3 protein-coding genes are annotated in these 4,152 nt (G+C 62.5%); 2 read left to right on the top strand and 1 reads right to left on the bottom strand.

The genetic code is table 11. The annotated features are described in order from the left end of the window. Window positions 1-655: 655 nt before the first annotated feature. Window positions 656-1,792, top strand: a complete 1,137-nt coding sequence (locus G3480_RS25270) for a S1 family peptidase (RefSeq protein WP_164656981.1) — start codon at window positions 656-658, stop codon at window positions 1,790-1,792. Between the two features lie 148 nt (window positions 1,793-1,940). Continuing rightward, a complete protein-coding gene (locus tag G3480_RS25265; RefSeq protein WP_164656980.1) occupies window positions 1,941-2,657 on the top strand; it encodes a DUF3592 domain-containing protein in 717 nt (238 codons plus the stop codon). A 3-nt stretch (window positions 2,658-2,660) separates the two neighbouring features. Here G3480_RS25265 and G3480_RS25260 read toward each other — a convergent pair whose 3' ends face one another. Continuing rightward, window positions 2,661-3,911 carry an MFS transporter gene (locus G3480_RS25260; RefSeq protein ID WP_164656979.1) on the bottom strand — a complete coding sequence of 417 codons (1,251 nt, stop codon included), beginning with the start codon at window positions 3,909-3,911 and terminating at the stop codon, window positions 2,661-2,663. Between the last annotated feature and the right edge of the window lie 241 nt (window positions 3,912-4,152).

Genomic DNA, 4,152 nt, shown 5'->3' with positions numbered 1-4,152 from the left:
CGTCCAGGCTTCAGGGGCGAACGGCTTCCCGGGCTCTCTTCATAAACTCCGTTTATCACTCCTCCTTATCAATCCCTTAGAACAGAAAATACAAGGGGCGAATTCATTCGCCCTCCCCCCAGTGCCAAGGGCGACTAAAGTCGCCCCTTGAGGTTTTTCAGACAGCCTCTGAAGCCGCCGACCAGCCGCCTGCAAGAAACGCCCCCCAGAGCGCGCAAACACATTGTCAGCAAGGGCGCACGCCCTCCGAGCTTCGAGCAGCCCCGGCTCATCCAACAGCAGTAAGCAAGTGTCCATCAATTGTTTCCCGATGCGAGCGATGCCGCCCGAAATCCCCCCTAGCCCCCTTTGCGAAAGGGGGGAAAGTTGTTGATGGACGCTTTCTAAAGCCTAGAAAGTGTCCATCAATTGTCTCCCGATGCAGCAATGCCGCCCGAAATCCCCTAGCCCCCCTTTGCGAAAGGGGGGAAGTTGTTGATGGACGCTTTCTAAGCCTCGCTCGATGACCACGGAGTCATATCCCATGACAATGCGCACGGATGTCGCTGCGCAGAATCGTCAAGCGAGTCTCGTTGAAGTCGGCACTCGCATCCCAAACTTAAGTTGACGAGGGCGCGAGGTGTCGCCTCGCCGCCTCCGCACCGGAAGGTCCATCATGCCGCAGAGCAACTTAGCGCCCCATCGTCACCATTGCTGGACCGCCTCGGCCCTGGCATGCCTCTTCTTTGCTGCGAGCACCCTCGCAGCCTCACTGCAACCGCGCATCATTGGCGGCAGCCCACCTTCAGAGGGCGCGCTGCCCTGGATGGTTGCGCTCGTCTATCAAGAAGAGCCGCGCGCGCTGGAGGGATACGCCTGCGCCGGCACCTTGATTCATCCCCAATGGGTCCTCACGGCGGCCCACTGCTTCGCCGATGGTCGAGGCAACATCATCGCTTCACCGGATGTCGACGTCATCGTCGGCCGGTCGGATCTGACCACAGCCGAGGGGCTTCGCGTCACGCCCGATTTCTTGATCGCCCACCCCGACTGGGCGCCGTCCCGATACTTTTCGGCACTGCCGTTCCGCAACGATCTCTTACTGCTGCATTTACCAGCGCCCATCGACTGGATCACGCCAGCACCAGTGTCCGGGCCAACCTATGACGACTTCTCAGTGATCGACGGCGAGTACGCGATCGCCGCAGGCTGGGGCGTCACACGCCCATGGAGCAGCCGGTCGTCACCCAGACTGCTGTATGCCGACCTGCCGATCGTGAACCAAGAGACCTGCCAAGCCGCACAGCCGAGCCTAACCGTACTCGACACCACGCTCTGCGCTGGCCCACAAGACGGCACCCGCGACACCTGCTACGGGGACAGCGGCGGCCCCTTGCTGGTGGAGCGCGGCAGCGATGCCCAATGGACGCAGGTTGGAATCACCAGCTACGGTCAGGACAGCTGTGCTCAACCTGGAATGTACGGTGTCTATACACGCGTGTCCCGCTATGCACCCTGGATATCAGACACGGCTTGCCGACCCGAGGAGCGGCCCGCGGCCCCCATCTTGCATCTGGACGTCGATGGATACGGTGTCTCTGCGAGCATCGACGCAGTGACGGGCGCTAACGGCTACCGGCTCTACTACGCCACCGCGCCCGCCATGGCACCCATCAATTACCTTGAATTGGGCAGCGCCACCAGGTTTTCCACCAGGCTCGCGGCGGGAACCGATCTCTACGTCGCGGCGCAGGCTTACAACGGCATCTGCCTGAGCCCCTATTCGGCGATTCAGCGTCTCACCCTCCCCTGAACGCGCGGCCTCCGCGCTGCAATCGCATGGACGTCACCCCTGGATTGATGGCGCGTCCCGCCGCTCGCTGTAGCTCCAGCCTGTCTTGACCGCTGAGCATCACGAGGCCAAGCTCGCGACTGCCCATGCAGCCGGGATCCAGCCTCCTATGAAGACAAAGCCTGTCGCGCGCCTCATCAACGCACTCTTCGGACTCATCGGCATCGGTCTGCTCGTCGGCGCCTACGTCTCCTTCGAGCACACGCGAGACTTCAACGCCAGGGCGATGCGCGCCGAGGGTGTCGTGCAAGAACTCATTCTCAGCCGCTCCGGATCTGGAACGGATCGATCGACGACCTACAGGCCGCGGGTCAAGTTCACCACCGCAGACGGCCAGCGCATCGACTTTGTCGGCAAGGTCGGCAGCAATCCCCCCTCTTATCGTCCAGACGAACGCGTGACCGTGCTTTACCTGCCCGATAATCCCTACCGTGCCTCGATTTCCGGCTTCTGGCAGCAGTGGTTTCTGGTGGTCATGCTCTGCGGGATGGGTGCGATTTTCACCGCTGTCGGGATTCTTCCCCTGTGGGCGGGCCTCCGCGCACACAAGCGCAAGGTCAGACTGCTGCGTGAAGGGCGACTCATACAGGCCAAGTTCCAGGGCGTCGAGCCCAGCCCCGGACGCACCAACCGCCGCCACGCTTACCGTATCGTCGCTCACTGGCAGGACCCCATGACCTCGAAGCTCCATGTCTTCCGCAGCGAGCCCATTTGGTTCGACCCCAGTGATTATGTCGACCGCGAACTGATCGACGTCCGAATCGATCCGCAGCGCCCGAGTAGTTACTACCTGGACATCAGTTTCTTGCCAGAGCTGGCAAGCTGAACGCTAAAGCTCGGCGGTGGTCCGCCCAGATTCCGCGTCCTTGGGTTCGGACATCAGCGCGCCGCCGTCCCCGCTGCCGCGACACTCGAGCCAGCGCAGATAGGACGCAAGTCCGATCCCAACGCCGAGCATCGACAGCGCACCCGCCACCACGCCGAGCCAGCCTGCCCAATGCCAAAATGGCCCGAGAAAGAAGCTGCCGATGCTAGCCCCACCGTAGTAGCTCATGAGATAGAGAGAGGTCGCGCTCGCCCGCGCCTGGCGCGCGTTGCGATTGACCCAGCCGGCCGCCTGGGTGTGCGTGAAGAAGAAGCCAACGGCGTTGATCAGCATCCCAGCGATGATCACCTCCAGTCGGGGCGTGAGCGTCAGCAGTGTGCCGCCCATGAGGATGAGCATCCCAAAGACCATGGCGAGCGGTTGCGACCGCCCGCCCACAATGCGCCCAGAGAAGCCTGCCGTCAGGGTGCCGGAGAGATAGGTCAAGAACAGCAGACCCAAGGCCGCCGGCGAGAGATTGTAGGGTGGCGCACTGAGCAGATAGGTGATGTAGCTGTAGAGGTTGATGAAGACCAGAAAGTTGAGACCGCCGACCAGGCAGGCCACCACGATGATCGGGCTGCGCGCGTGCCCGGCGAGGTCCTTGACCAAGCCGGCAAGGCGCAATGGCTTGGAGGTGAAATGCCGCGACGGCGGCAGCATCCAGGCAAAGACGATGAGAATGACGAGACTCAGGCAGCCGGTCACCAGGAAGCTCGCCTCCCAGCCGCAGGACGAAGCAACCGCGCCACTCATGAGCCGCCCCGAGATCCCACCCAGCGAGTTGCCGCTGATATAGAGCCCGATCGCCAGGATCATGGCCTTGCGCTCGAATTCGTCGCCCATGTAGGCCATGGCGACCGCGAGCAGTCCGCCGATGAAGAGTCCCTGAAGGGTCCGCAGCGCCAGCAGAGTCGCGAAGTCCGGCGCCAGGGCCATGGCCAGGGAGCACAGCGTGGTCAGCGTCATGGTCACCAGCATGATCCCACGACGCCCGATGGCATCGGACAGCGGCCCATAGACCAGCAGCGACAGACTCAAGGTCAGGGTCGTCAGCGAGACGCTCAGGCTGGCGTCGACCGGCGAGACGCCCCAGGTCTGACTGAACAGCGGCAGCAAGGGCTGCGGCGTGTAGAGATTGATGAAGGTCAGGAAGGAGCCCAGGCTCAGTGCCAGGGTCGCCCGCCAGAAAGCGGGGGTGCGCGCAGCGATCATGCGGATGGGATAAGACGAGACAATGCGCCAGTTTAGAGGCGCGACGCGCGCGCCTCAAATCCACGCGTCCGTCGATATCGGCGCAGCCTGACCCTTGGCACCAGCCCGACCGGCACTTGCCCCAAGACCGCCTCGGAATCATCCTGTCGACCTTACGCATTCTTAGGCGATTTACGCGAAAGAACTTACCCGCAGTTTGGTCGGATGAGGATATCCCATTTGGGCAAAGTGGAACTGCGCT

The organism is Thiorhodococcus mannitoliphagus (genome assembly GCF_010915725.1).
Classification (GTDB): domain Bacteria; phylum Pseudomonadota; class Gammaproteobacteria; order Chromatiales; family Chromatiaceae; genus Thiorhodococcus; species Thiorhodococcus mannitoliphagus.
This window is presented reverse-complemented; position numbering and strand designations above follow the sequence as displayed.

What these genes read in the sequence shown, in the direction of transcription:
- G3480_RS25270 (WP_164656981.1), top strand. Translation starts at nt 656, where the DNA reads ATGCCGCAGAGCAACTTAGCGCCCCATCGTCACCATTGCTGGACCGCC.
- G3480_RS25265 (WP_164656980.1), top strand. Translation starts at nt 1,941, where the DNA reads ATGAAGACAAAGCCTGTCGCGCGCCTCATCAACGCACTCTTCGGACTC.
- G3480_RS25260 (WP_164656979.1), bottom strand. Translation starts at nt 3,911, where the DNA reads ATGATCGCTGCGCGCACCCCCGCTTTCTGGCGGGCGACCCTGGCACTG.